Annotated in this window: 19 protein-coding genes and 6 pseudogenes; 16 read left to right on the top strand and 9 right to left on the bottom strand. The window is 60.5% G+C overall.

All coding sequences use genetic code 11. The features are described from left to right. Positions 1-8: 8 nt before the first annotated feature. The 3 genes from WGT02_RS15025 to WGT02_RS15015 form a co-directional block, all read right to left on the bottom strand. The gene (locus WGT02_RS15025) at positions 9-839 is read right to left on the bottom strand and encodes a carbohydrate ABC transporter permease (RefSeq protein ID WP_037069880.1); all 831 of its coding nucleotides are present in this window, start codon (positions 837-839) and stop codon (positions 9-11) included. Beyond that, positions 839-1,825, bottom strand: a complete 987-nt coding sequence (locus tag WGT02_RS15020) for a carbohydrate ABC transporter permease (protein WP_208250050.1) — start codon at positions 1,823-1,825, stop codon at positions 839-841. The genes WGT02_RS15025 and WGT02_RS15020 overlap by 1 nt, the downstream gene beginning before the upstream one ends. An 85-nt stretch (positions 1,826-1,910) precedes the next feature. After that, on the bottom strand, positions 1,911-3,176 hold the full coding sequence (locus WGT02_RS15015) for an ABC transporter substrate-binding protein (RefSeq protein WP_208250052.1): 1,266 nt from the start codon (positions 3,174-3,176) through the stop codon (positions 1,911-1,913). Between the two features lie 314 nt (positions 3,177-3,490). Here WGT02_RS15015 and WGT02_RS15010 point away from each other — a divergent pair, with 314 nt between their 5' ends. The 5 genes and pseudogenes from WGT02_RS15010 (at position 3,491) to ligD (ending at position 8,968) form a co-directional block, all read left to right on the top strand. After that, positions 3,491-4,516 (top strand): substrate-binding domain-containing protein, encoded by a 1,026-nt coding sequence (locus tag WGT02_RS15010; RefSeq protein WP_024317546.1) that lies wholly within the window; start codon positions 3,491-3,493, stop codon positions 4,514-4,516. Positions 4,517-4,884: 368 nt separating this feature from the next. After that, positions 4,885-5,276, top strand: a pseudogene (locus tag WGT02_RS15005) (hypothetical protein). Positions 5,277-5,389: 113 nt separating this feature from the next. Next, entirely contained in the window at positions 5,390-5,620 is a 231-nt protein-coding gene (locus WGT02_RS15000; protein WP_263622950.1) for a hypothetical protein, read from the top strand. Between the two features lie 10 nt (positions 5,621-5,630). Next, positions 5,631-6,458 (top strand): Ku protein, encoded by an 828-nt coding sequence (locus WGT02_RS14995; protein ID WP_024317543.1) that lies wholly within the window; start codon positions 5,631-5,633, stop codon positions 6,456-6,458. 2 nt (positions 6,459-6,460) lie between these two features. Further along, entirely contained in the window at positions 6,461-8,968 is a 2,508-nt protein-coding gene (gene ligD / locus WGT02_RS14990) for a DNA ligase D (protein ID WP_208250054.1), read from the top strand. A 21-nt stretch (positions 8,969-8,989) separates the two neighbouring features. On the opposite strand, the gene WGT02_RS14985 is transcribed toward ligD, so the two are convergent. Next, on the bottom strand, positions 8,990-9,799 hold the full coding sequence (locus WGT02_RS14985; protein ID WP_024317541.1) for a Ku protein: 810 nt from the start codon (positions 9,797-9,799) through the stop codon (positions 8,990-8,992). Between the two features lie 456 nt (positions 9,800-10,255). Between WGT02_RS14985 and WGT02_RS14980 the strand changes: the two genes are divergently transcribed. Then, positions 10,256-10,408, top strand: coding sequence for a hypothetical protein (locus tag WGT02_RS14980; RefSeq protein WP_225039690.1), 153 nt, complete (start codon positions 10,256-10,258; stop codon positions 10,406-10,408). 35 nt (positions 10,409-10,443) lie between these two features. Here WGT02_RS14980 and WGT02_RS14975 read toward each other — a convergent pair whose 3' ends face one another. Beyond that, entirely contained in the window at positions 10,444-10,671 is a 228-nt protein-coding gene (locus WGT02_RS14975; RefSeq protein ID WP_225039831.1) for a hypothetical protein, read from the bottom strand. Between the two features lie 477 nt (positions 10,672-11,148). Between WGT02_RS14975 and WGT02_RS14970 the strand changes: the two genes are divergently transcribed. From WGT02_RS14970 to WGT02_RS14940, 7 genes and pseudogenes are all read left to right on the top strand, one after another. Next, a complete protein-coding gene (locus WGT02_RS14970) occupies positions 11,149-12,339 on the top strand; it encodes an efflux RND transporter periplasmic adaptor subunit (protein WP_024317540.1) in 1,191 nt (396 codons plus the stop codon). A 34-nt stretch (positions 12,340-12,373) separates the two neighbouring features. After that, positions 12,374-15,526 carry an efflux RND transporter permease subunit gene (locus tag WGT02_RS14965; protein WP_208250057.1) on the top strand — a complete coding sequence of 1,051 codons (3,153 nt, stop codon included), beginning with the start codon at positions 12,374-12,376 and terminating at the stop codon, positions 15,524-15,526. Between the two features lie 261 nt (positions 15,527-15,787). Continuing rightward, the gene (locus WGT02_RS14960; RefSeq protein WP_225039688.1) at positions 15,788-16,300 is read left to right on the top strand and encodes a cysteine rich repeat-containing protein; all 513 of its coding nucleotides are present in this window, start codon (positions 15,788-15,790) and stop codon (positions 16,298-16,300) included. A gap of 960 nt (positions 16,301-17,260) precedes the next feature. Next, positions 17,261-18,172, top strand: coding sequence for a DUF3991 and toprim domain-containing protein (locus tag WGT02_RS14955; RefSeq protein ID WP_024317537.1), 912 nt, complete (start codon positions 17,261-17,263; stop codon positions 18,170-18,172). 519 nt (positions 18,173-18,691) lie between these two features. Then, positions 18,692-19,354 (top strand): hypothetical protein, encoded by a 663-nt coding sequence (locus WGT02_RS14950; RefSeq protein WP_225039686.1) that lies wholly within the window; start codon positions 18,692-18,694, stop codon positions 19,352-19,354. 219 nt (positions 19,355-19,573) lie between these two features. Next, positions 19,574-20,490: pseudogene (locus tag WGT02_RS14945) on the top strand (ArdC family protein). 650 nt (positions 20,491-21,140) lie between these two features. Then, on the top strand, positions 21,141-21,452 hold the full coding sequence (locus tag WGT02_RS14940; protein WP_037069871.1) for a DUF736 domain-containing protein: 312 nt from the start codon (positions 21,141-21,143) through the stop codon (positions 21,450-21,452). 45 nt (positions 21,453-21,497) lie between these two features. Here WGT02_RS14940 and WGT02_RS14935 read toward each other — a convergent pair. From WGT02_RS14935 to WGT02_RS14920, 4 genes and pseudogenes are all read right to left on the bottom strand, one after another. After that, positions 21,498-21,774, bottom strand: a pseudogene (locus WGT02_RS14935) (HU family DNA-binding protein). Between the two features lie 105 nt (positions 21,775-21,879). Beyond that, positions 21,880-22,120, bottom strand: a pseudogene (locus WGT02_RS14930) (WGR domain-containing protein); the annotation flags it as partial. 112 nt (positions 22,121-22,232) lie between these two features. Continuing rightward, a complete protein-coding gene (locus WGT02_RS14925; RefSeq protein WP_208250061.1) occupies positions 22,233-22,460 on the bottom strand; it encodes a hypothetical protein in 228 nt (75 codons plus the stop codon). Further along, positions 22,457-23,162 (bottom strand): annotated as a pseudogene (locus WGT02_RS14920) (ParA family protein). Before WGT02_RS14920 ends, WGT02_RS14925 begins: the two are co-directional and overlap by 4 nt. A 362-nt stretch (positions 23,163-23,524) precedes the next feature. Here WGT02_RS14920 and mobC point away from each other — a divergent pair. The 3 genes and pseudogenes from mobC to WGT02_RS14905 form a co-directional block, all read left to right on the top strand. After that, entirely contained in the window at positions 23,525-23,998 is a 474-nt protein-coding gene (gene mobC / locus WGT02_RS14915; protein WP_375678465.1) for a plasmid mobilization relaxosome protein MobC, read from the top strand. After that, entirely contained in the window at positions 23,998-24,357 is a 360-nt protein-coding gene (locus WGT02_RS14910; RefSeq protein ID WP_208250062.1) for a hypothetical protein, read from the top strand. Before mobC ends, WGT02_RS14910 begins: the two co-directional genes overlap by 1 nt. Next, a pseudogene (locus WGT02_RS14905) lies at positions 24,332-24,664 on the top strand (tyrosine-type recombinase/integrase); the annotation flags it as partial. The gene WGT02_RS14910 and the pseudogene WGT02_RS14905, both read left to right, overlap by 26 nt. Positions 24,665-24,924 lie beyond the last annotated feature (260 nt).

Genomic DNA, 24,924 nt, shown 5'->3' with positions numbered 1-24,924 from the left:
TGCTTTCTTCAACCTTTGACGCCGCCGGCTGTCAGGCCGGAAATGATGCGTCGCTGGAATATCAGGACCAGGACAACGACCGGTACCGTGACGATGACGGATGCCGCCATGATGTTGCCCCAAGGAATTTCAAACTGGCTGCCGCCCGAAAGCAGGGCGATGGCAACCGGCACGGTTCTTTGAGCGTCCGACGAGGTGAATGTTAGGGCGAAGAGGAATTCGTTCCAGGCCGTAATGAAGGCAAGCAGGCCTGTGGTGACCAAAGCAGGCCACATCAGCGGCATGAAAACCTGCGTGATGATGACCCAGGGGGAGGCGCCGTCGACGATCGCCGCTTCCTCGATTTCGATCGGCAGATCGCGCATGAAGGTGGTCAGCACCCAGACCGTGAAGGGCAGGGTGAAGATCATGTAGGAGAAGATCAGCGCGAAAGGCGTGTTGAAGATGCCAATCCAGCGGATCAGCTCGAACAGGCCGGCGAGCACGGCGATCTGCGGGAACATCGAGACCGACAGGATCGTCAGCATCAGCAGTGCCCGGCCGCGGAAATTGACGCGGGCAAGCGCATAGGACGCGGTGACGGCGAGCAGCAGCGAGGCTGCGACGACGAGGCAGGCGACGAGCAGAGAATTGCCGAGGCTGCGAATGAAGCTGCCTGTGGTCAGGACCGTCGTATAGTTGGTGAGCGAGATCGAAGTCGGCCAGTAGTTCACCTCGAAAAGGGCCGTGCCGGCTTTGAAGCTCGTCAGGATCGCATAGTAGAACGGGAAGACCGCAACGATGACGATGACGGTGACGAGCAGATAGAAGAGCGTGTTCTTGGTCAGGGTCAGCAACATCAGCGTTCGCTCCCACCGAGCTTGACGCGACCGAGCCACATGTAGAGCACGGTAACCGTTGCGATGATCAGGAAGAGCATGGTTGAAGCGGTTGCCCCGTAGGCGAACTTGTCGAAATCGAACAGGTTTTCACGCGCCATGACAGACATGGTCTTGGTCTGTGCATTGTTCGGCGTCAGTACATAGATGAGGTCGAAGATGCGCATGGCATCCAGCATACGGAAGATCACGGCAACCATGATGGCCGGGCGCACCAGCGGCAGCGTCAGCCGCCAGAAGACGCGGATCGGGTTGATGCCGTCGATCTTGGCCGCCTCGTAGATATCGGCGGGGACCATCTGCAGGCCGGCGAGAATGAGCAGCGCCATGAAGGGCGTCGTCTTCCAGATATCGACGATCAGCACCGCGATCATCGCCGTGTCGGGATTGGCGGTCCAGGCGATCTTCTGGCTGATCAGGCCGAGGCCAAGCAGGATGTCGTTCAAGATGCCGAACTGATCGTTGAGCATCCAGGCCCACATCTTGGCGGAAACGATGGTCGGGATCGCCCAGGGAATGAGAATGGCGGCGCGCACGATGCCGCGGCCTGGAAACTGGGCGTTCAGCACCAAGGCGACGACGAGGCCGAGGACGGTTTCGATGGTCACTGACAGAAACGCGAATTTCATCGTGTTCCCGACGGCGCCCCACCAGGCGGGATCGGCCAGCAGGCCGCTATAGACGGTGCGCCCGCTCTTGAGCGTAATCCAGGAGAGATAATTCTTGAAGCCGACGAACTGCGCGTCGCCGAGGCTGGTGAGCGATGCGTTCGTGAAGCTGAAATAGATGGTTCTGAAAAGAGGCCATCCGGCAACGACTGCCAGAATGAACAGGGTCGGAGCCAGGAACATCCAGGCAGAGCGGACGCGCTCGGCGTGCAAATCCGACGAGGTGCTGGCGGCGCGCGCTCGCGATCCGACGCTTTGAGACATTGCGGCTTCAGTCATGAGGTCCCCGCTTCTTGAGGCGATTGACGATGGCGTCTTCAGAAGTGAGCAGCGGCGGGGGTTCCGCCGCTGCCGGTACTGTCGATCACCAGTTGTCGCCCTTAAGCGACGTCAGATCGGCTTCGAGAAGCTCGAGGTTTTCTGCGGAAGTACCGTTGCCGGAGAGGGAATTGTGAACGGCGGTCCAGAACTTCGAGGAGACCTCGTTGTACTTGACCTTGGCCGAAGCGGAGGGACGCGGAACGGCGTTCTGGAAGATCGGCTTCCAGTTCGGCATGAATGGCTGCGCGGCAGCGATGTCCTTGTCGTCGTAGAGCGCCTGCAGCGTCGGCAGGTTCGACAGCTCGATGGCGCGCTGCTTCTGGCTTTCCTGGGAGGTCAGGAACTTGACGAGCGCGATCGCGGCGTCCTGGTTCTGCGAATACTTGGAGACCGCAAGGTTCCAGCCGCCGAGCGTCGAGGACGGGGTGTCGCCGTCCTTGGCGACGGGAAGCGTTGCCACGTCGAACTTGCCCTTGACGGCGCTGTCTGCGCCATTGCCGAGCGCGTAGGCATAGGGCCAGTTGCGCATGAAGACGGCGTTGCCGGTCTGCCAGACGCCGCGGGACTCTTCTTCCTGATAGGCGAGGACGCCGGGAGGAGAGATCGTTCCGATCCATCCCTTGGCACGGTCGAGCGCGCGTGCAGCCTTCTCGTTGTTGATGGAGATGGTGCCATCCGCTTCGATGATCTGACCGCCGCCCGACGACTTGACCCATTCCAGCGCGTTGCAGGTCAGACCCTCATAGGCGTTGCCCTGGAAGACAAAGCCCCAGAGATCCTTCTGGCCGGCGCCGCGTTCTTTCTCCTGGATTTCCTTGGCGGTTGCCGCCATTTCGTCCCAGGTCTTCGGCGGCTGCTTGCCGTACTTGTCGAGCAGGTCCTTGCGGTAGAACAGCGCCGGTGCATCGGTGTAGAGCGGCATGGCGACGAGGCGGCCGTTCACGGTCTGCGAGGCGATGATCGACGGGAAGAAATCGCCGACGACATCCTTGGCCGCATCCTTCAGGTCGACGAACTGGTCGGCCAGCTGCGGCGCCCAGATCACGTCCGTCTGATAGACGTCGACGTCCTTGTTGCCGGCGGCCAGCCAGAGGCGGTACTGCGAAAACTGCTCGGTCGAGGAGGATGGCATGGTCACGATGCTGACCTTGTTGCCGGTTGCCTTCTCGAAGGCGTCGAGTTGCTTGCGGAACAGCTCCAGGTTCTTGCCGGTGGAGCTGGCGGAAATGCTGATGCTGGCGGCGAAGGACGGCTGTGCGACGCCAATCAACGCGGCAGCAATGGCGACCGCTGTGAAACGAAACTTCATATCTTCCTCCCAAAAGAACCAAACATTGAGAAAATTGAAAACGGTTTGGTTGGAAAAAACTGTCAGAAGGTCGATATTGAGTCAAGCGGGCACTCGTGTCAAAGTCGCACAACCGCAATCACATATTGATAACAAAGAAAAATCATAGGGATGGCGCTGATTTCGGTTGTGGGAAAAGAACAGGATCGCCCGCCGAGGAATATCTAGAATTGAAAACGGTTTGGCTGTTTGCGAACTGCGACGCTTAGGCCATAAGGAAGACAGCACCTGCTGGCGTCCAGCCAGGTAGGCCAGGACGAAAGACACAATGCCGTATGAAGCTTAAAGAGTTCGCGAAGCAGGTGGGATTGTCCCCGACAACCGTCAGTCGGGCGCTGAGCGGCTATCCCGAGGTGAGCGAGACCACACGTGCACGTGTTGCGGAGGCTGCGGTCCGGCTGGGTTACAGCCCGAACGTCAATGCAGTGCGGCTGAAGACCGGTAGGGCCGGGGCGATCGGCGTGGTGATGGGGCGGGCCGGCGAATTCCACTTCGCCGAGTTCATGGCCGGTATGGCGGAGCGACTGGTGGCGGAGGAGACCGATATTCTCGTCATCCCGATGGCGGATCCGAACCATGAAGACGAGATGCAGCTCTATCGACGACTCGTGGAGAGTCGACGCGTGGACGCCATCATCGTGCATTCGCCCAAACCCGACGATGAGCGCATTGCGCTACTCCACGAACTCGGCATGCCGTTTCTTGTGCACGGCCGATCCGCCATCGACGTACCGCATGCCTGGCTCGACATCGACAACGAAGCCGCGATCAAACGAGCAACATCGCATCTGATCGACCTCGGCCATCGGCGTATTGCCATGATCAATGGGCGGCCGGGCGCCACCTACGCCCTTCATCGAGACAGCGGGTTTCGCAAGGCCCTCCAAAGCCACGGTATGGAACCCGATGCGCAGCTGATCGCGAACGGAAACTTCACCGACGAGCTTGGCTTTCGTTTCGCGCGGTCCTTCCTGGAACAACCGAACCCGCCGACTGCCTTTGTGGCGGGATCCATGATGACGGCGCTCGGCGTCTATCGCGCGGTTCGATCGCTGGGGCTGCAGATCGGCCGGGACGTCTCGGTGATCGCCCACGACGACGTTTTTCCGTACCTGACAGCAGACAACATGGTGCCGTCGCTTTCGGCGACGCGGTCTTCGATGCGTGCAGCCGGATCGCGTTGCGCCGATCTTGTCTTGCAGCTGCTGTCGGGGCGGTCCCCGCTGGAGATCCACGAATTGTGGCCTGTCGAACTCATCCTGCGGGAATCGACCGGGCCGGCGAGGCCGTCCAAGCCCTGATCCTCCTCGTTTCGGCGCAAGGGGCTCCGCACGGCTGAGCCGCCCGGGACGCTGTAGCAGGTAGAATATCGCGCGTTTCCGCGAAAATCTGGAAAGATGGTTTCCGCAAACAGCGGATTTCGGTCCGTGGTTGATTGAGCGCACGGCGCCAAAGCTGCATATTGGCGATGGTTGCTGACGCATGTCGACCAACCTCCCGGTCGATGACGCAACTGTTCCCTCTGGAGGTCCTTGACCTCATACTCCCAGCCACCGTGCAAGCGGTGGCTATTTTTTTGCGCGCTGGATACCGCGCCGCTGGTCGCAACTCGCAACATCCGGTTGTGGCTTGCGCCTCTCAAGAAGAAGAAAAGCTGAAGCAGAACGTCATGCAGGTCGTCGGCACGCAGGTCATTCCCGAAATGGGCGGCAAGCCGGGCTTCACGATCGAATTCGTAGGCGTTGGCGGCGAGGTGGTTTCCGTCCTGTTGTGCAACGAGCCAAGGCGGTCATGCTGGAGATGGCTGCCGCCAATGGGGCGAAGTCAACTCTGATCGACTGACGGCGGCCGAGCCCTCGTGCGGCAGCCGATCGCAGCGCCATAGAAGAACAGCTCGACGAGGGACTGGAAGGCACTTTTCCAGCGAGCGATCCGGTTTCAGCAACCGGCTCCACGATCTCGAGGGGGGCCGGCAAAACATTGAGAGGGCAAGGAGGAGATCGTTTCTTTCTGCTCGGCTGCGGTTCTAGGGTTGCCATTGAAAGCAAAAAAGAGTGCTGAAGCCGCGCAGTCCCGGAACTTTTTTGCCTCCAATCTGTTGAATCCTCTCGTTGCAAATGCGGGCGGGTGATCACGTGCCTCACATCCGAAAGATCGATCGCAAGAGCGGGCAGATGGATGCCCGAGACCGGCTGATTGTTGCGCTCTACGCGCAGCTTAAGGCCGAACGCCAGACCCGTGAGACCCTTGAATGGGTGATCCGCAACGGAGGACTATCGAAGGATGTGCTCGAAGCCATCGCTGCCGACCCGGTTCCGGTGGTGACGAGCGACGACGTCGCATCCGTTGAGAAGATTATAGCCTTGGACGAAAGGCGCCGGCGTAAACTGCAAAACGACAACTGAGGGGAATGTCATGGCAGCTCGGGCAAGCTGGAAAGGCCATCTGAAGGTCGGAGACCTCGTATGCGGCGTGGGATTATACACTGCCGTCTCCACCTCGGACCGCATCTCATTCAACATCATCAACCGCAAGACCGGCCATCGCGTGGAGCGCCAGTTCGTTGACAGCGAGAACGGCAAGCCGGTTGAACGGGATGACCAGGTCAAGGGATATCAGTTGGACAACGGCGAATACATTGTCATCGAGGGCGACGAGATCGCCGGTGTCATGCCGCAGAGCGACAAAGTCCTGAACGTGCAGAACTTCGTACCCTACAATGAAATCAACAAGCTCTATTTCGATCGGCCCTACTATCTGGCGCCGGCGGGCGAAGATGACGAGGAGGCGCTCGGGCTGATCGCTCGCGCCATGCACGATCAAAAGGTTGCGGCGATCGCAGAGGCCGTGCTGTTCCGCCGTAACCGCACGGTTCTGATCCGGCCGCAGGACGACTATGTCGTCGCGACGACGTTGAGCTTCGACTACGAGGTCCGCAAGCCGGATACGGTCTTCAAGGACATTCCGGAGATGAAGTTCGACAACGAAATGCTCGAACTGGCCGGCCATATCATCGGCACGAAAAAGGGCGCCTTCAATCCGCAGGAATATGACGATCGCTACGAGACGGCGCTTTCGGAGCTGGTGAAGGCGAAAATCGACGGCAGGGAGCTGCCGAGAGCGAAGCCAAAGCCGCAGGGCAAGGTCATCGATCTCATGGACGCCCTGCGCCAGAGCGCCAAGCTGAGTGCTAAACCACCGGGAAGCAAACGCGCCGCTAGCGGGCAGCCGAAGGCGAGCTGACCATGGCTCTGGAGGCCTATCAGGCAAAGCGCAATTTCAAGGTGACGCCGGAGCCGCGAGGAAGCCGGCGTGGCACCAAGTCTGCCGCGCCTGCAGCGCTCAGCTTCGTCATTCAGAAACACGATGCGACGAGACTTCACTATGACTTCCGGCTTGAGCTCGATGGCGCGCTGAAGAGCTGGGCCATCACACGCGGGCCAAGCCTCAATCCCGATGAAAAGCGGCTTGCCGTTCACGTCGAAGATCACCCGCTGGACTATGGCGACTTCGAAGGCACCATCCCGAAGGGGCAATATGGTGGCGGCACGGTGCTTGTTTGGGATCGGGGCACATGGACGCCGAATGGCGATCCGCATAAGGGCTACAAGAAGGGCCATCTGGAGTTCGACCTCGACGGTGAGAAACTCAGCGGCCGCTGGCATCTGGTTCGGATGCACGGCAAACCGGCCGAGAGACAGGAAAACTGGCTGCTCATCAAGGCCGAGGACGAGGAAGCGCGCCACAAGGGCGACATTCTCAAACAGCGGCCGGAATCGGTCAAGAGCGGCCGCAAGATCGAAGACATTGCCAAGCACCCTGACGCCACCTGGAACTCCCGCCCCAAGGGCACGTCAAAGCCGACCTCCGCCAAGCCTGCAGCGACCCCGGTCAAGCCGAAACGCCATGAGAAGGGAGCCGAAAAGGCCGCGATGCCTGCCTTTGTCGAGCCCGAGCTTGCCAAGCTCAAGGCCAAACCGCCGTCGGGCGAAGGGTGGATCCACGAAATCAAATTTGACGGATACCGGCTGCAGGTACGGCTTGAGAATGGCAGGGCGACCCTGCTCACGCGCAGCGGCCTCGATTGGACCGAGAAGTTCGGCCAAGAGATTGTCGATGCTTTCGCGGCACTGCCGGCCAAGTCAGCGATCCTCGATGGAGAGATCGTCGTCGAGCGGGAAAACGGCGCCTCCGACTTTTCGTCCCTCCAGAACGATCTCAGCCAAGGGCGTCACGATCGGTTTGTCTTTTACGCCTTTGATCTGATTTATCTCGACGGATACGGCCTGCAGCAAGTCCGGCTCACCAGCCGCAAGGAGTTGCTGTTGGGTCTGCTGGCAGACGCTGACGGAAGGCTCCGCTACAGCGAGCATTTCGCCGAGAAGGGTGCCTTGGTGCTGGACCATGTCCGCCAGCTCGGTCTTGAGGGCATCATTTCGAAATTGGCGGACAGCGAATATGTGTCCGGGCGCACGGGCGAATGGGTCAAATCAAAATGCCTGCAGAGGCAGGAACTGGTCATCGGCGGCTATGTGCCGTCGACCTCGATGAAAAATGCGATAGGCTCGCTTGCCATGGGCGTCAACCGCAGCGGCAAGCTCGAGCATGTCGGCAGGGTAGGAACGGGCTTCAGCGTCAATGTCGCACAAGATCTCTATGACAAGTTGTCGGCGATGGAGCAGAGTGAGAATTCGTTTGACGATGAACTCACTGCCGAAGAGCGCCGTGGGCTGGTCTATGTCAGGCCGGAGCTCGTTGCCGAGGTGGAGTTTCAGGCCTGGTCGGCCGACGGCAACTTGCGGCATGCTGCGTTTCGTGGCTTGAGGGACGACAAGGCGCCAGAGGATGTGATGCCCGAAGCAACAAGTAAGACCGCTGAGGAACTGCCTCAGTCCAGCGTCACGCTCCCCCACCCGGATCGCATCTACTGGCCGGAGGAGGGCATCACAAAACAGGGGCTGGCCAGCTACTATGCGCGGGTGTGGCGCTTCATCGAACCCTATGTCACCAAGCGGCCGCTGGCGCTGCTGCGTTGTCCTGATGGTATTGGCGGACAGCGGTTTTTTCAGAAGCATGCCTGGAAGGGCATGAATTCGAATATCGAAGAGATCACCGATCCGAAGGACAGGGGCGGCGAGAAATTGCTGCGCATCATGGACTTCGACGGGATGATTGCGCTTGTCCAGTCCGCGGTGCTGGAGATCCATCCCTGGGGTGCCACGACAGGCAGTTGGGAACGGCCCGACATGATCACGATGGATCTTGACCCGGCTGATGACGTCAGCTGGACGGATGTGATCGCCGCCGCCGATGAACTGAAGGAGCGTCTGGAGGCGGTCGGTCTCGCGGCCTTCGTCAAGACCTCCGGCGGCAAGGGGCTGCATGTCGTGACGCCGCTGAAACCGAAGGCCAGCTGGACGCAGGTCAAGGCCTTCGCCAAGGCGCTCGCCGATGGTATGTCGAAAGATCAGCCGGATAAATATCTGGCAACCGCCACGAAGGCGAAGCGGAACGGCAAGATCTTCATCGACTATCTGCGCAATGGGCGCGGCAATACGGCCGTCGCCGCCTATTCGACGCGAGCACGCCCCGGCGCTGCCGTCTCCATGCCGCTTGAGTGGAAAGAGCTGACCGAGGAAATCGGTCCGGCCTATTTCACGGTCGACAACGCTCCGGCGCGTCTCGATATCTTGCGAAGCGATCCGTGGGCGGACTTCTTTGCCGCCGCCGTCCCGCTCGAGAAGCAAAAATAACGGACCGCTGGTTGCGATGTCTCAGTGAGATTTCGGACGGCCTGTTTCCTTGGCGAGGCTTTTCTTCAGTGCGTCCATGATATTGACGACGTTGCCCGTCGGTTTCGGTGGCGGCCCCTTGGAAGATGGTGGTGTCGCTTTGACGAGGCTTTTCTGCTTTGCTCGGATCATTGCTCTCAGCCGTTTCTGGATCGGGTCCTGCACCATGGCCGGTTGCCATTCCTCGGTCCGGTCTTTCACCAGCTTCTTCATCAGGGAGAGCACGGTGTCATCCACCTTGCTGTGGCTGTCCAGTGTCGCTGCCGGCGGGCGAACCTCGTCGCCGAAATGCAGCGTCCAGAGAATGATGCCCTTGCCCTGCGGCTCAAGCAGGACTGCCCGCTCGCGCCGGTAGAGAACAAGCCGGGCGATGCCAACGACATCGTTTGCGTTCATCGATTCGCGGATCACACAGAAAGCTTCGGTGCCGACCTTGTCCTCCGGGGTAAGAAAATGTGGCTTGTCATACCAGATCCAGTCGATTGAGCCGCGCGGCACGAACGTATCGATATCGATCGTCTTCGTGCTTTCCAAGCCGACTTCGTCGAGTTCCTTGTCTTCGAGAATGACGTAGTCGTCCTCGCCGCGCGGATATCCTCGGGCTTGATCCTTGTCGGCAATCGGCTTGCGGGTGACGCTGTCGACGTAGCGGCTTTCGACGCGGTTCTTCGTCTTTCGGTTCAGAACATGAAATCGAAGCTGGTTGCTTTCCGTTGTCGCCGGCGTCAGCGATACCGCGGCGGTGACGAGTGACAGCTTGAGATAGCCCTTCCAATAGGTCTGACGTGCCATTTGCGCCCTGGCGCCATCTCCCGTGGCCGCATTCGCGGCAATGGCCCATAACGGACTGAGGTGCGGTTTGGTTCCATTGCAATCGTCGTGAAGCGTGCGAATGCAGTGAACCAGCCGCTGTCAGCGGCCGTTGAGGCCTTTCAACCAGCGTGGCACAACGATTTCCCCCTGGTCCATCCAGCGCAACAATCTGGCGCTTCGGCTCGGCCGCGCACCAGCGAGCTTGGCAAGCTCGCCCATTTCGCTTTCGACACTTTTGGATGGATATAGGAGGACCGACACACAGTGCGTGTGGTGACTAGGCGTGCGGCAACCGCATCGATGATCTCGTTCATCTGGCGCCCGCGTCCACGCTGGCTTTGCTGCGGTTCGAGCGCGGCCAGCGCTATCGCAGCGATTGCGTGGCACCCGAGGTGCGGAATTGCCGCGAGCTGAAATCGGTTCCGGATGCCCGTTATGCAGGAGTTCACATCCCTGCGACTGGATGGGATGGGAGGCGCCATGGTTGTCGATATACTGGAACAGCTGCTGGCCGGGCAGTTCCTGGAACATGCGCACGGCGCACGTGATGCGCCTGTCGCTGTGTCTCAAGCGCCATTCCTTTGCTGACTTGCCCTTGAAGCAGACGTGAATGCTCGAGCCTTCTATTCGATCACCACTTGCACATAGGTAGCGCCGCTCTTGGCGTAGTAGAGCGATCCGCAGCAGCCCGCCGACAGAGTGCTGATGTAGACGTTTGTCCTACGCACGACACGGCGGGTGGTCCGGCGGGCGACGCCCGCGTAGGAGAGCGGCGTCAGCGGGCGTCCGATCACGGCCTCGGCCGGCGTGGACGCCCTGAAGGTCAAGGTTGTCAGGTCATTGCCCTCCATGCTGACGTCAAGAGAGGCAAACGCGACTGCGAGCGCAAAGGCGAAAATCCGTACGCGTCGGCAAGATGAATTTCGACATGTCACGGCCCTCACTTTGGCAACGGTTGATGGGGTACGCGTCGAATGCTGGGTACGTTAAGGTTGCCGGCGGCATTGCCATCGCTAAGAAGGCCTAGGCGAGCCTACTCCTTTACGGCGTACCTTTGAGACACTTCGAAATCGGCTCGGCAACCTCTGCCCGATCGGACGGAAGCGCAGCTACTGCACGTTTGTTTTTCTTGCTGCCGAAATGTAACTGTAAGTTCATCTCGTTTCGCACATCTCGGCTTGTATCGGCAAATATTTATCGCGTGCGTTGCTATTGCCTTTCGCGGAAATATTGTCCCATACTACACTCCGCCTCGGTCCCTGGAGTGTTGGGATCCACTGCGAGGCACGCATGAAATCCGAAGCTCGTGCATTCATCGAGGCAGGGAAATGCGTGGTAGATCGTATCGAGGGCTGCAGTTTATCGGGATTTTGGCAGTGGTCGCCGGCTTATCGGCGTGCGACGACGGGGGCAATGCGTATGTGCCGCCGCCGCCGCCCAAGGTCAATGTCGCGCAACCCCTGCAACAGCCGGTAGTTGAATACTTCGAGCTGACAGGCAATACGGATGCTATCAGCGCCGTCGATATCGAAGCGCGCGTCCAGGGCTTTCTTGAGTCGGTCGACTACAAGGATGGCACTGCAGTGAAGAAGGGCGACAAGCTCTTCAGCATCCAGCGGGACACCTACAAGGCGCAGGTCGATCAAGCTCAGGCGCAGTTGGCCTCGCAGCAGGCGTCGCAGGTCGGGGCGAAGCAGGAATACGACCGGCAACTCAATCTCAACAAGCAGCAGGTAACGACGCAGACGGCTGTCGACAGCGCCAAGGCGACGCTCGATGAGGCAAACGCCTCCATTCTGAACGCGCAGGCCAGCCTCGATCTTGCAAACATCAATCTCGGATATACCGAGGTCGTGGCGCCCTTCGATGGCACGGTGACCGATCATCTCGTCGATGTCGGCGCTCTGGTCGGAGTGTCCGGCCCGACAAAGCTTGCCACCATCGTGCAAACCGATCCGCTGTACGTTTATTTCAACGTCAGCGAAGCGCAGGTGCTGAGGATCAAGCAGAGCCTCGCAAAGGCAGGACGCAAGCTGACACAAGTCGATCTCCCAACCATACCGGTGGAAATCGGGCTGGGGGACGAAGAGGGATATCCGCACAAGGGCCATCTCGACTATGTCGCTCCGCAGATCGATGCCTCGACGGGCACGCTTTCGGTTCGGGGTATCATCGACAACAAGGACCACGCCCTCCTGCCGGGCCTTTTCGTTCGGGTTCGTGTTCCGGTGGCCCATCAGGACAAGGCGCTTCTCGTTCGCGATGATGCGATCGGCACCAACCAGCAGGGGAACTATGTGCTGGTGCTGGGCAAGGACGACGTGATCGAACAGCGACCGGTCAAGATCGGCCAGCGCGATGGCTCGATGCGGGTCATCGAGCAGGGTATCGACGTTGGCGACTGGGTTGTCATGGCCGGCATCCAGCGGGCCGTGCCCGACATGACGGTCACGCCAGAGAAAATCACGATAGACGCCGCCGCGGCAACAGGCGATCCCAGCGGATCGAAGGTCCCATGAGACGGCACCGGACCCGATCCAGGAGGCGAACAAGATGATTTCGCGCTTCTTTATCGAGCGGCCGGTGCTCTCAAATGTCCTTGCTCTGGTGTTCGTCCTGATCGGTGCCGTCGCGCTCTTCCAGTTGCCGGTTGCGCAATATCCGAACGTGGTTCCGCCCACCGTGCAGGTGACGACGCGCTATCCGGGCGCGAGCGCCAAGACCCTGGTGGACACCGTTGCACTGCCAATCGAATTGCAGGTCAACGGCGTCGAAAACATGCTCTACATGCAGTCGACCAGCGCCAGCGACGGCACCTATTCGTTGACCGTCACCTTCGCGATCGGCACGGACCCCGACCAGGCGCAGGTCCTCGTGCAGAACCGTGTCGCCATTGCCATGCCCTCACTGCCGCAGGCGGTGCAGGTGCAAGGCGTGACGACGCAGAAGAAGTCGACATCGATCCTCGGTTTCGTCAGCCTCACCTCGCCGGATAGCCGCTACGACAGCCTCTTTCTGTCAAATTATGCCGTCATCAACCTGCAGAATGAACTCGCCCGGCTTCCAGGCGTCGGCAATGTCTCCGTCTTCGGCGCGGGCCAGTACGCAATGCGTATCTGGATGGACCCGGATCTCCTGCAAGCCCGGGGACTGACGCCGCAGGACGTCGTCAACACCATTCAGCAACAGAGCCAGGAGGTCACGGCAGGGCAGGTGGGATTGCCGCCAGTGCCAAGCGGCCAGGATTTTCAGTACACGTTGAATATCAGCGGACGTCTCAACGAAGTCGCCGACTTCGAAGACATCATCGTCAAGGTCGATTCCGACAGTGGCGGCCGGATAACGCGCGTGCGCGACATTGGCCGTGTCGAGCTTGGCGCTCAAACCTATAGCCAATCATTCCTGCAGAACCGGCGCCCCGCCACCGGCATCGGCATTTTCCAGTTGCCGGAAGCAAATGCCATCGCGGTTGCCGAATCCGTCAGGGCGAAGATGACGGAGCTTTCAAAGAGCTTTCCGCCTGGCCTCGAATACAACATGCCGTTCGATACGACGAAATTCGTGAAGGCGTCGATTCGCGAAGTCTACGTGACGCTGATCGAGGCCGGCGTTCTGGTGCTGATCGTGATCCTGCTCTTCCTGCAGGATTGGCGGGCCATGCTCGTGCCGGCGACGACCGTTCCGGTGACGATCATCGGTGCCTTTGCGGCGATGGCAGCCCTTGGGTTCACCGTCAACCTGTCGACATTGTTTGCGATCGTCCTTGCGATCGGCATCGTCGTCGATGACGCGATCGTCATCGTCGAGGGCGTGTCACGTCACGTCGAGGAGGGGATGCCCTGCAGGCAAGCGGCAGAGAGGGCGATGGACGAGCTTCTCGGCCCGGTCATCGGTATTACGCTGGTTCTCATGGCCGTCTTCATTCCGGCTGCCTTCCTGCCTGGGTTGACGGGGCAGCTGTACCGACAATTTGCGCTCGTCATTGCCGCGACCGCTTTGATCAGCGCGATCAACGCGATCACGTTGAAACCGACGCAATGCGCCCTTTGGCTGCGGCCGCCCGTTGCGCCCGAGAAGCGCAACATTTTCTATCGCGGCTTCAACCGTATCTATGACGCCGCGGAGAACGGCTACTCCCGGCTTGTTGGCGGCCTTGTGCGCAAGAGTGCCATTGCAGTCCTCGTGGGTTTGGCTCTGATTGGTGTTGCCTTCTGGGGGCTCGCCCGGCTTCCGACCGCCTTCCTTCCCATCGAGGATCAAGGCTACGTGCTGATCAGCGCGCAACTGCCGGATGGTGCGTCGAAGGAACGCACCGATGCCGTGATGCTGCGGGTCAGCGAGATCGCCGAGGCGACGCCGGGCGTCGATCAGGTTCTGACGATCAGCGGTATTTCGATCATCGACAACAATGCAAGCCTGCCGAACGCCGGTGTCGCCTATGTCGTTCTCAAGGACTGGGATGTGCGAGGAAAGGAAAAAGGCCAGGATCTGCTGTCGATATACCAGCATCTGAATGGCGCACTGGAGAGTATCATGCAGGCCAAGACGCTGGTCGTGGTCCCACCTGCGATCCAGGGCATCGGCAATGCCAGCGGCTTCACCATGCAGGTGCTGCTCAAGGACGGTAGCTTCGATTTCCCGCTGCTGCAGGCGCTGGCCGACACGATCGTCGAACACGGGAATTCGCAATCCTCGCTGCAGCGGCTGCAGACGTCGTTCCGCGCGGATGCTCCCCAGCTTGAGGTCTCGGTCGATCGCATCAAGGCCGAGACGCTTGGCGTCACGGTCGGGCAGGTGTTCTCCGCCCTCTCGGGCTACGTCGGATCGAGCTACGTTACCCAATTCAACAAGTTCGGCCGTACCTTTCAGGTCTATGTGCAAGCGGCTCCAAATTTCCGGGTGCGGCCGGATGATATCCGCAACCTGAAGGTCAAGGCCGGCGATGGCACCATGGTGCCGCTTGGTACTGTGATCGATGTCACCAGCGTGCCGGGGCCGTCGCTGATCAGCCTCTACAATCTCTATCCTACCGCCACGATCGTCGGGGGTCCCGCCACCGGCTTCAGTTCGGGGCAGGCGCTCGATGTCATGGAGCAGATTGCCGATCAGACGCTGCCGCCAGGCGCCGGCTTCGAGTGGACGGCGCTGTCCTATCAGGAGAGGGCGGTCGGCGGGCAGATCTACTACGTCTTTGGCCTTGCCATTCTGCTTGTCTATTTCGTTTTGGCCGGACAGTACGAAAGCTGGATATTGCCGTTCGCCGTCATTCTCGCCGTTCCTCTCGCTCTGCTCGGGACGGTCGGCGCACTGACGGCGCTCGGCGTTGCCAACAATCTCTACACCCAGATCGGCCTCATTCTGCTCATCGCGCTCTCCTCGAAGAACGCCATCCTGATCGTTGAATATGCACGTGAAAAACGCATGCAGGGCATGGAAATCGCCGCTGCCGCCGTGCTTGCCGCGCGGCTGCGTTTCCGGCCGATCCTGATGACGTCGTTTGCCTTCATCCTTGGCGTGGTGCCGCTGGTGCTGGCGACAGGTGCCGGCGCCAACGCGCGCCGATCGATCGGCATTTCCGTCTTCAGCGGCATGATTGCATCGACGTGCCTGGCGGTTTTGCTGGTGCCGTCCTTCTACGTGATCCTGCAGCACTTCGAGGAATACCGGAAGCGCCGCGCGGTGGCGGTGCCTGACGCACAGACGTAGGTATGCGGCGTCAAGGACCAACATCGACACGCCGCTGACCAGAACTGACGCCGCATTGAGAATTGCTATTCCCGGCGAAGAACGAACGGGCCGCCGCGCTCGACCTTCGGCCCGTGGATAAGCAATGGAGCGCCCTCGCAGGAAGAGGGCTAAAGCCGCCCTCACGATGCCGACATCGTCGACACTATGATTTCCGCAAGGAGAGGAACTATGGAAAATTTCTCGTCGTCGTCACTGGAAATCGCATACGCGAAACGCGGCATGTGGAGAATGAGACTTGGCCTGTCCGTGCTGGGCGTCGTCTTGTTCGCGGGCGCCGCCTTGGCGCAGCAACCGACCGACGCGCAGCGCAACGCAATCAAGTCCGCCTGCCGCAGCGATTTCATATCCAATTGCTCCGGCGTCACGCCGGGAGGCAAGGAGGCGCTTGCCTGCCTGCAGCAGCACGAAGCGTCGCTCTCGTCGGGTTGCAAGCAGGCAATCAGCGCGCTCGGCGGAGGTAGCAAGGCCACCGCGCCGAAATCGTCTTCCGATGCGTCGACGGCGCCGGCGACGCCGGATACCGGCACCCCCAAGGCCGCAGCGCCGGCCGCGGCCGCACCTCAGCTTTCACCGCGAGAGGAAATGGTCATTGCCCGCGAGGCCTGCGGGCCGGACTTCCGGTCTTACTGCCGTGCCGTTCCGCTCGGCGGCGGACGCGGCATCGCCTGCCTCAGGGAAAACATGCAGCGTTTGTCGCCAGGCTGCCAGAAGGTCCTAGCGCACGGGCTCTAGTTCCTCCTGCGTTTCCGCTTCATCCGGCACTCCTGTGACGAGCGGTTGTGCCGGAAATACCGCTAGACTCGCAAAATGGCGGTGAACTCGTCAGACCTAAGTCCGACTACCCGAGCGTTCTGTGAGCGCTAAGTGACCCATGTCCTTCTGCCCCGAAGGATGAGGGAGGCTTTAGGATGTCGCGGACCAACCCTCCTGCAGCCTCCCTCCTTCCAATCGGACCTTGGTCCAACTTTCCAAGCGCGCGCACTCTGCCTAAGTTGCTCCTGTCCTTCCGCCAAAAAGGACACGCAGGGGCACCTTCGGGTCCCCTGAGAGGGCTCGAGAGGATCACCAACGGGTAGGCTGACCTCTCGGCTCTCCCCGTCTGGGGCAAGAGCTGGTCGATGCTCGCAAGCAAAGCGCGGTTGCTCGCCTTCCATCTCCCACGCGTCCCTGTGTGGTTGGTCGGCCGGCTTGTCAGGCGCCTCTGACCCTGGAGTGCGCCTGATCGCCAATCCGAGGAAATCATTCATCTGGCTTCCCCTTTCCCAATCGAGCACAAGCAGGATCCGGGTCGGAGATGTGTAGGACTTCAACTTGATCGCTGCCATCGTCTCCCCGCAAAGGCGTGCAACCGCAATCTCGTGACACGTTTAAGGAGAATTGCGCGTTTTGATGCCAACGTAACGACAGCCGATTTCGTCGCGTTGTGAGGCGGTTTTGCGCCGCCCTGCGGGCCGGGCTGTCGGAATAGCGGAAACCTGCCCGGCCTGTGTCGGGCATCCATCCGTGGCGGAAGCGGTCATCAAGGCGACCCTCGCAATGACGTCTGGCGCTTGCGGCCGGATGCACACAAGGGAGGCTTTGCCGCGCATCACGTCTCACTCATCGTCAAGTAGATAGCGCGCCCTTGCGTCCATCGGCCTTCGCGCTCTTTGGAAGTTGTCCTCAGAGAATGAAAGTGAAGGAGAACGAGCGATGGTGCGCGACGACATAGAGGCATTGCGAGAGAAGATCTCTTGCGGGGCAGTCCTTGAACGCGGCGGTTGGCGCGTGGACCTGAAGGAGAGCACGCGACGGGCAGTGAAATACAGACGCGAGGCTGAGATCATCATCGTCATCCATGACGGCAAGGGTTGGTTTGATCCGCTGTCTGATCGCAAGGGAGATATCTTCGATTTGCTTCGCCATATCGAAGGCCTGGGGTTTCAGTCGGCGCTCAAAGTAGCCTCGGACCTGATCGGGTGGCGCGTCGCCGATTCCATATGGTCGCACCCCGAGCGCAATCCAAAACCGCGATCATCTGCCGCGACGCCGGCGGCCCGCTGGGCGGCGCGAGCCATGCCTAAAGCTGGGTCGAGAATTCTCCTTTATCTCTCCAAGACACGGTGTCTCCCGCCGGCGATCCTTGCAAAGGCTGTCGCGGATGGCTGGTTGCGGTCGGGCCCGTATGGGAGCGCATGGTTTGCGCATCGAGAGGCCCGCGTGGTTGTCGGCTGGGAGGAGAGGGGCGACGGGTGGCGCGGCTTTGCCACGGGGGGCTCCAAATCGCTCTTTCGGTTTGGCAGCGAAGCGCCCACCCGTGTCTGCGTTACCGAATCTGCGATCGACGCTCTCAGTCTGGCGGCAATCGAGGGCCTGCGCCAGGACACCCTCTATGCCAGCACCGCGGGTGGTTGGTCGCCGCGCACTCAGGCTGCTGTCTCGGCGCTGTCACGGCGGGATCGAAAGCTGGTGGCCGCAACCGATCGTGACAGTCAGGGCGAGGCTTTTGCCGACGCACTGCGGGCCATCGCCGATGCCAAGGGTTGCGATTTCTATCGACTGCGGCCACGCGCGAATGATTGGAATGATGATCTCTGCGGTGTTCGTGATCAGTGGTCGTCGTAATAATCGTCGCTTGGCGCATAATGAATATAATTAAAGTCCACACTCGCGGGCCTGGTCTCCGGCGACAGCACAGCATCGTCTACCTGAAACACGACGTGCGGGACTGAAGCTGCCGCGGGGTTGCCTCCGAGATCGGCGTCGTCTGAGATGAGCTTCTGGCGAGGAACCGCGAGGCGACGATGATGTTCCCGCCGCGTTGGATGAGTGCGCACGTCGAGCGGTTCATCCGGCGCAGCCCCTCGGTTCTGCTGCGGTCTGAACCGGACGGCAGCCCGATCAAAGGCCGCGTTCCGCGCCGCGGGGCGGCAGTCTCGACGCTTGCTTCGCAAGGCGTGGCCGCGTCCACTGCAGACCGTGGACGCGGCCCGCATTGTCCGCAACCCCACCTTTCTCGCCACGCATCGTCCTGACCTTGGGCCAGGCTGCTTCGCCGGTTCGTGTCGACCGCACCCGAGGGACAGCGCCGGACAATCGGCAGCCCCGGGCTTCGCTCAACCAACCCAAACAAGGACATTCATCATGGCATCGCTCAACCGTTCCGGCCCGAAAGCCCGCCCAGCCGCCCAGCGCGCCACCACCTTCGAGATGGTCCGCCACGCCTGCCCGGACAGCGCACAGGCACAACGCATCTCCGAAAGCTTCGGCCTGGCCGTCGTGGACAGCGACGGTATCCGCGAACTTCACCATGCCCAACTGATCGAAAGTGCTGCGGCACTGAAAGACGGTCTGGCCGAAAAGGCCATGCAGATCCACATGCAGCGCATCGTCGGTTCCTTCGTTGGCTCCGCCTACGGCGCCGGCCAGTTCTACAGCCGCTCGGTCACGGAAGCGCGCGATCTCACCACCAAGCTTTCGAACGACTATCGCGACGAGGATCTCGAAGGCCCGGTCGGCTTTGGCAGCCGCGCCCAGCGCAAGCGCGAATTCGCAGCCGACATCGGCCTGCAGGCCCACGTTCTGCGTATGGCCGCAGAAGGCGCTGTCAGCGCCTACGAAGAGATCACCGGCGAGACCTGGAAGCCATATGAGCGCACAGGCGCTGCGCCTTCCGCTCATCGATCGACCAGAGGGCGGCTTCGCTGCAGATGTCCGCCTTCGACTGACCGGAAGGGGCGAAAGCCCCTTCATCTCCGAAACAAGGCCGGTGCGCGTCGCGCACCGGCCTTTCCCCATGTCGTATGATGAGGCCTTGCCGATTACGGTTCGTCCCGTTTTGCGGTCTAGCCGGGTCCGGAGATGGACGGTCGCAACGGCAAGCCGTCCTCCACTGTCGTTTCGGCCCGCCTGTGATGATCGAATTACCAACTGGATGCCAGCGGGTGCACCGCCTCCGGCCTCGGCTTCCTCGACCGCCGTGACGAACCGCGAAGGGCGCGGTTCGCAAAGTTGAGGAACAAGACCATGAAGAAGTCAGACAAGAATATCGGCGAGCGTGCAGACATTTATGCACGCATCACCGACAAGATCGTTGCCGCGCTCGACGAGGGCGTGCGGCCGTGGGTGCAGCCATGGAGCGCGAAGCATCTGAGCGGACGCGTTTCGCGGCCCTTGCGCCATAACGGCGAGCCCTATTCGGGCATCAACGTGCTGCTGCTCTGGTCGGAGAGCATGGCACGCGGTTTTTCGTCATCGACATGGATGACGTTTCGCCAGGCAGTGGAACTTGGCGCTTGCGTCCGCAAGGGCGAGACGGGCTCGATGGTGGTTTACGCCAACCGTATCAGCAAGATCGAAACCGACGGCGAGGGGCAGGAGGTCGAACGCGATATTCCCTTCCTCAAGGCCTACACCGTCTTCAATGTCGAGCAGATCGACGGGCTTCCCGAAACCTATTCGAGTGAGGACAGTAGCGTGCGGTGTGTCGACAGGATCGGTCACGCCGACGCCTTCTTCGCAGCAACCGGTGCCGTCATCCGTCATGGCGGTGACAAGGCGTTCTATGCGCCAGGGACGGACGACATCCAGATGCCTCCGATCGAAACGTTCAGGGATGTGGAAAGCTATTATGCAACGCTGGCCCATGAAGAAATTCACTGGGTCGGTGCAACACATCGCCTCAATCGTGATCTCTCCAGATACGCGAAAGACCGGTCGGAGCGCGCACGCGAAGAGCTGATCGCCGAATTGGGTGCCGTGTTTCTCGCGGCCGATCTCGGCATCGTTCCGGAGATGGAGCCGCGCCCGGACCATGCGAGCTATCTTGCATCATGGCTCTTGGTGCTGAAGACGACAAGCGCTTCATTTTCCAGGCCGCCGCTCAGGCGCAGCGCGCCGTTGCCTACCTGCACGGTCTTCAGAATGCTGGATCCACGCCTTGACGGTTGATGATGCTGGCGTTTGTGTCGATTGTCCGGAACTGGCCTCATTGACCGAAGTGGAGCGACCTGATGAAGGAAACTGTCCCTGTCCACGCCCATCGCGTCGCGGTGGGCGAAGCCCGCTTGCCGCATCCGAACGGTGAGGTGTAGGAAGTGCATCGGTCGAAATAAAGCATCGTCTGCAGCGAGGAAGTTTCGAACGGTCCTCGCTGCCCGAAGGCTCACTGGTATTACGCATTCCTGATCCTACGCTTGCCGCAGACGGGAAAATGACACGCGCGGGTGTCGCGGCCTCGATGCTGGCGCGCCTGGATCCGCCATTCTCTATCCCTTCAATGGTTGCGCAAGGCAGGCCCACCGCGGTCTCGATGGGGCATGTCGGACCGGAGAACGCCTCACGCTGCTCGGCTCGATCGTCCTCCCGCAACGGCCGGCTCGTTTTCTTCCCCTGACGGCGACCACCCCACGTGACAGGTCACGCGGGGACCCCGGATCGCCGTCATTCCTCGCGGTAGCCAAGAAAGCCTCGGCCCATGGCCGTCCTCCACTTCGTTGCGGCCCTGCGGGTGCGCGCCGATCGTCGCCGGTCTGATCGACAGCCATCGAGACTGCGATGGGCGCGGCTCGAGCAACCGAAAAGGAATGCGACAATGGCTACCATCGGCTCCTTCACCGCCTCAACCGACGGCTTCACCGGCACCATCAAGACCCTCAATCTCAACGTCAAGGCAAAGATCGTCAGGGTCGAACGCGCCTCCGAAGGCGCCCCGGACTTCCGCGTCCTGGCCGGCAATGTCGAGTTCGGCGCAGGCTGGCAGAAGCAGGCCCGAGACACCGAGCGCGACTACATCTCGGTCAAGCTAGATGATCCGAGCTTCCCGGCTCCGATCTATGCCACGCTGACCGAAGTCCAGGGCCAGGAGGGCCTCCAGCTCATCTGGTCGCGCAACACGCGCCGGTAAGCAGAACCAGAAAGCCCCGCCACTCAAGCGGGGCTTTTCTCAATGTCACTTGTTGAGTGCATCCTTCAGCGCCTTTGCCGGCGCAAAGGTGAGCTTCTTGGCGGCGGCGACCTTGATGGTCGCGCCGGTCGCCGGATTGCGCGCTTCGCGCTCCGGCGTGTCCTTCACTTTAAATTTGCCGAAACCTGGGATCGAGGTTTCCTTGCCGGAGGTGGATGCCGCAGTGATGGCCGAACACGGCTTCCACGATCGCCTTGCCCTGTACCTTGGTCAGGCCATGTTCGCCGGCGATCTTGTCTGCAATTTCGTTGGTTGTGGTCATGGTGAACTCCCGATTGAAGCTCCGGAATCCTTTCCACCACGCGGCTCCTCTGTCATCGGCCACGATGCCCACCGAACTGACTTCGGCGGCATTTCCACAGCTTCCTATGGGCTTATAGCCCTTCGACCGTTTCCGGCGCGCGAGTTTGAGGAAGTGCGACGCCGCTGCGAGCTCATCCGAAAACACCTCTGTCTATTCCCGACCGCTCGTCCCGATCCGGCCCCATGAGCGGACGACAGCCGTTTCACCGAACAGCGTTGGCTCGTATCGACAGGGTGTGGAACCGTGCCATGTTCCTGCTTAGATCAGCGCGATGGCAATAGAGGCGATAGGGATCGAGCGACATGGACAACAGGATCGGTGATCCGGTGCTCGGCGTCCAACGACAGTTTTGAATCGGTCGCGCCGCATTGATTCACGTACTTGATAGGTCAAAATCGACGCCACTCCTCGTTTTTCTAGGGCAGGGGCGGCATGTCGCCCGCCAGACCCACGGTGTCATATCCGGTCGCGCGTCGATTATCCTGGCCAAGCTTTCGCAGAGTAGGGGCCTCGACCGACGGCGCAGATCCTTCTTCGGCGAGACCTTCGACCGATCTCGCGTTCGCACCCCCGGCATTGTGGTCGGCTTTGACGGCGTTCGATGCGATGATGAAGTCGTCAAGGGCCAGGCTCGGCTTGTTCATGCGGCAATGCCCTTGAGGTGGATCGATCGTTTGCTCTCGATTTCGTTGACGAGCGCCTGAACTTCGGCGCGGGCCTTTCGGACGCTGTCGGTCAAGTCCTGCATCTGCAATGTGCCGAGACCGTTTTGGATCGCGCGATAGATATTGCGCTCGAACAACTCCGTATCGAGAAGTGCAGTGCGATAGGCGGCTTGCTGCAACCCGGCAACGAATGGCCGGATATAGCGATAGGCTTCGAGGTTGCGCCCCGGGATAGTCACGCGCGTTCTCACATTCAGATGCTGAATCTTGGTACCCGCTTCGTCGTTTGTCTCGTTGACCATGGCGATCGCCTGTCCAGCCGCCTCGATCTCCTTGATCGCCGGCTGAATGGGAGAGAAGTTCCGAAGCGCGAATGATGCTCGTCTGAAGGGAGCTGTCGACGCCAGGTGCATCGATCACGATGAGGTCGAAGGACGTTGCAAACCGCTCGATGGCCGTCTCGAGCGTTCGTGATGTCGATGCGGTCGTGACTTCGATGTTGTCGGGCACATTTTGCTTGTTGTGGCACAGTCGCCACCATCCCGACAGGTTCTGCCTGCTATCGGCGTCGATCAGAAGCACACGCTCGTTTCTGAGCGCATACTCCCCCGCCGCCAGGGTGACGAGCGTGGTCTTGCCCGCACCACCCTTATTGCTCACCGCAGCATAGATCCGGCTCATCTTGATCGACCCTTTGAAAGCTGACGTGCTCAGTGTCTCTGTGAATATAACTCTATGCGTATAGCAACCGTCAACCAAAATGCTGGCGATCAAACACATTCTATGGGCGATGGCCCCTAGAGTGGGATCACATGCCAATGGCACACGATGTGATTACACGAGGTGTTTGTTCACACCCATTATATTGAAATAGCGTGTGAATGCTCGATGTATTTGCTCAAATTGTGCACATGGCTGTTGTCCCTGCGAAGCTTCGTTCGTTCGCGGTCAGGCCCCATCAAGGCTCTCCGATGACAGCTTGAAGAACAATACTAAATACGTATGGTTATGTTTGGCAGGATACGCAAATTTGTGATACAAATTTGCTGACGATCGACGGACAAGCCGTCGATGGCGCCTGCGGCGATTGTTTCGAAGAGGATGAAATGGCGGCAAGCCACCGCGGGGCGATCAAACGAGAAGGGGCAGACAAGCGGAAGGATCGGGTCGTGCACGCGCGTTTCAGCACCTCCGAAATCGCCGTCATTGCGCGCGTTGCCGCAGGCGCCGGAATGACCATCTCGGCCTTTATGCGGTCGCTGACATTGGAAGGCGCAGGCGTCCGCCCCTTCTTCACCGATGACGACCGGGCAATTCTGGATCTGCTTTTGTCGGACATGCGGGCGATTGGCGTGAACCTCAACCAGCTGGCGCGCGCCGCAAACAGCAGCGGTCACGTTGATGCCAAGGCGATCTCTGCTCAAACGGCAGATATTCAAAAGATCGTCGCCGCCGTCATGCTCGAGCTCAGGCGTTTCGCGGCGCGCGGCGCCCAACGGCGGCGAGGAACCGCCTGATGGAGTTCTTCTTCGGTGCGTTCGAGAATGAGTGGGAGCGGCGTAGGGCAGCGCTGCTACACGAGCGGTCGCTGGGCCGGGGCAAGACTTTGGAGGAAGAGGAGCGCCGGCGCCGCGGCGGAGCGGTCCCGACCGCATCTCTTACCGCCGGCCGAATGCATGGTGGGACCAAACGCGGCCGCCGTTCGGCCGGGTTGAGGGATGGATTTGGCGCCGGCGAACCTTCCATGCGGTCCCGGTTTGCATCACTCGCGTCCGGCAGCCAACCGGCCGTGGTCAAGATGGCGTCCTTCGGCGGCGGCAGCAGGCTTGGCGCGATGATCGGCTATCCTATTGTTCACCGGCCTTCGCCGCAGTGATGCTGTCCGTCTTGGCAGGCCATATATCCAGAATGACCGCATCGTCACAAAGATCAAAAAGAGCGGCGACATCGTCCAAGTCAGCATTCCAATCCATGCCGCATTCCGGCAAACCCTGAACACCATCCCCCAAGGCCATTCGAGCCTTATCGTGACAGCGCAAGGCGCAGCCCGATCGGAGAAGGCTTTCACCAACTGGATTATTGAAGCCGGCCGGGACGCTGGCCTGCCCCCGCACCGGTCCCCCCACGGCCTACGAAAAGCAGCATGCATCCGGCTTGCACAGGCAGGTTGCTCCGCATCGGAGATCATGAGCATCACGGGGCACAAGAACCTTGCGGAGGTGGAAACCTACGTGAAGGAAGCGAACAAGAGCAAGCTTGCCGATAGCGCAACAGCGAAGACCTATGGGGCAGCATGAGAACGTTGGAGAAACAAAAATCTGCTAACAGGTACGAGCCGTTAGCAGAATTCACCCGCAAGTCCTTGAAACATAAGGAGGTGTGGAAAGGAATGGTGGGCCCGGAGGGACGAAGGGCCGTGTACATCCTGAAGCCCTGAACTCCA

This window comes from Rhizobium sp. T1470 (assembly GCF_042140505.1).
In the GTDB taxonomy this organism is placed as follows: domain Bacteria; phylum Pseudomonadota; class Alphaproteobacteria; order Rhizobiales; family Rhizobiaceae; genus Rhizobium; species Rhizobium favelukesii.
This window is presented reverse-complemented; position numbering and strand designations above follow the sequence as displayed.

Coding starts and splice junctions, on each gene's coding strand:
- WGT02_RS14980 (WP_225039690.1), top strand. CDS start 10,256: ATGCAGGAGTTCACATCCCTGCGACTGGATGGGATGGGAGGCGCCATG.
- WGT02_RS14910 (WP_208250062.1), top strand. CDS start 23,998: ATGGAGTTCTTCTTCGGTGCGTTCGAGAATGAGTGGGAGCGGCGTAGG.
- WGT02_RS14965 (WP_208250057.1), top strand. CDS start 12,374: ATGATTTCGCGCTTCTTTATCGAGCGGCCGGTGCTCTCAAATGTCCTT.
- WGT02_RS14940 (WP_037069871.1), top strand. CDS start 21,141: ATGGCTACCATCGGCTCCTTCACCGCCTCAACCGACGGCTTCACCGGC.
- WGT02_RS14975 (WP_225039831.1), bottom strand. CDS start 10,671: ATGGAGGGCAATGACCTGACAACCTTGACCTTCAGGGCGTCCACGCCG.
- WGT02_RS14955 (WP_024317537.1), top strand. CDS start 17,261: ATGGTGCGCGACGACATAGAGGCATTGCGAGAGAAGATCTCTTGCGGG.
- WGT02_RS14995 (WP_024317543.1), top strand. CDS start 5,631: ATGGCAGCTCGGGCAAGCTGGAAAGGCCATCTGAAGGTCGGAGACCTC.
- WGT02_RS14925 (WP_208250061.1), bottom strand. CDS start 22,460: ATGAACAAGCCGAGCCTGGCCCTTGACGACTTCATCATCGCATCGAAC.
- WGT02_RS15015 (WP_208250052.1), bottom strand. CDS start 3,176: ATGAAGTTTCGTTTCACAGCGGTCGCCATTGCTGCCGCGTTGATTGGC.
- ligD (WP_208250054.1), top strand. CDS start 6,461: ATGGCTCTGGAGGCCTATCAGGCAAAGCGCAATTTCAAGGTGACGCCG.
- WGT02_RS15010 (WP_024317546.1), top strand. CDS start 3,491: ATGAAGCTTAAAGAGTTCGCGAAGCAGGTGGGATTGTCCCCGACAACC.
- WGT02_RS14960 (WP_225039688.1), top strand. CDS start 15,788: ATGTGGAGAATGAGACTTGGCCTGTCCGTGCTGGGCGTCGTCTTGTTC.
- WGT02_RS15025 (WP_037069880.1), bottom strand. CDS start 839: ATGTTGCTGACCCTGACCAAGAACACGCTCTTCTATCTGCTCGTCACC.
- WGT02_RS15000 (WP_263622950.1), top strand. CDS start 5,390: ATGGATGCCCGAGACCGGCTGATTGTTGCGCTCTACGCGCAGCTTAAG.
- WGT02_RS15020 (WP_208250050.1), bottom strand. CDS start 1,825: ATGACTGAAGCCGCAATGTCTCAAAGCGTCGGATCGCGAGCGCGCGCC.
- WGT02_RS14970 (WP_024317540.1), top strand. CDS start 11,149: ATGCGTGGTAGATCGTATCGAGGGCTGCAGTTTATCGGGATTTTGGCA.
- WGT02_RS14985 (WP_024317541.1), bottom strand. CDS start 9,799: ATGGCACGTCAGACCTATTGGAAGGGCTATCTCAAGCTGTCACTCGTC.
- WGT02_RS14950 (WP_225039686.1), top strand. CDS start 18,692: ATGGCATCGCTCAACCGTTCCGGCCCGAAAGCCCGCCCAGCCGCCCAG.